We start from the raw sequence: 528 nt of genomic DNA, 5'->3' as shown, positions 1-528 counted from the left end.
GCCGCCTCCATGACGATCGCCGAGTACCTGCTCCCCGGCTGGCTCATCGCGCTGAGCACCCAGCGCCCGGGCACCGCGGTCTCCCTTCTCGCGGGGAACTCCGTCTCCGTCGCCGCACACCTCCTCAACGGCGAGGCGGACCTCGGCTTCGTCGAAGGACTCGCGGTCCCCGAAGGGCTCGACGGCACGGTCATCGGCCGCGACCGTCTGATCGTCGTCGCCGCGCCCACGCACCCCTGGGCCCGCAGGATGAGGGCGGTGGCGGCCAGTTCGCGCGGGGTGAGCGGGACGCGGCGCTGGCCGGACACGGCGGCCTCGCGGCCCCCCTCCTCGAACTCGCCTCCACCACCGCCGTCAAGGCCGCCGCCGTCAGCGGCGCGGGCCCTTCCGTACTGAGCGAGCTGGCCGTACGGGAGGAGATCGCGTCCCGCCGCCTGGTGAAGGTCCCGGTCGAGGGCATCAGGCTGAGCCGCGACCTGCGCGCCGTCTGGCCCACCGGCCCCCAGCCGGCCGGTCCGGCACGGGACT

1 protein-coding gene and 1 pseudogene are annotated in these 528 nt (G+C 75.2%); both read left to right on the top strand.

The window, feature by feature from the left end:
* Positions 1–396: LysR substrate-binding domain-containing protein (locus J0695_RS39900; protein ID WP_372445916.1), on the top strand; the 396-nt coding region annotated here is incomplete at its 5' end.
* Positions 285–528 (top strand): annotated as a pseudogene (locus J0695_RS45845) (LysR substrate-binding domain-containing protein); the annotation flags it as partial. The gene J0695_RS39900 and the pseudogene J0695_RS45845, both read left to right, overlap by 112 nt.

Origin of the sequence: Streptomyces beijiangensis, from assembly GCF_017315755.1 — a bacterium.
Lineage (GTDB): Bacteria > Actinomycetota > Actinomycetes > Streptomycetales > Streptomycetaceae > Streptomyces > Streptomyces beijiangensis.
This window is presented reverse-complemented; position numbering and strand designations above follow the sequence as displayed.